Below are 307 nucleotides of genomic sequence, written 5' to 3' on the forward strand. Positions count from 1 at the left end.
AAGCCCCCGCAACATTGCGCCTCACCGGAACCCTTCCGGCTTGCCGCTGATTCTACGACTGTTTTTCTGTTCCGGAATCCGTCACTTCTTCACTCTGTGCTGCGCATTCCGCAGAATATTATCCGCTTGCAACCGTTGCATTTTTCTTACGAAAAAGGCCGCAGAGTTTTATCCCTGCGGCCTGATCCGGGCGCAAATTGCCATTACGGCAGCCTGACGCCCGTCTGACACGTTACTTCCGCTTGTTCAGCCAGTTCACGATCAGACTGGCAAGAATGCCAGCAATGACCGGAGCCGCTAAATCATG

The 307-nt window shown here is 53.7% G+C and carries 2 protein-coding genes; one reads left to right on the plus strand and one right to left on the minus strand.

The features are described from left to right. Nucleotides 1-228, plus strand: a 228-nt coding sequence (locus tag HEN33_RS26230; RefSeq protein ID WP_207108982.1) for a hypothetical protein, incomplete at its 5' end; no start/stop codon positions are given. Nucleotides 229-232: 4 nt separating this feature from the next. On the opposite strand, the gene HEN33_RS25725 is transcribed toward HEN33_RS26230, so the two are convergent. Further along, nucleotides 233-307, minus strand: a 75-nt coding sequence (locus tag HEN33_RS25725; RefSeq protein WP_096940243.1) for a type I toxin-antitoxin system toxin Ldr family protein, incomplete at its 5' end; no start/stop codon positions are given.

It is taken from the genome of Escherichia sp. 94.0001, from assembly GCF_013369155.2.
Classification (GTDB): domain Bacteria; phylum Pseudomonadota; class Gammaproteobacteria; order Enterobacterales; family Enterobacteriaceae; genus Escherichia; species Escherichia coli_F.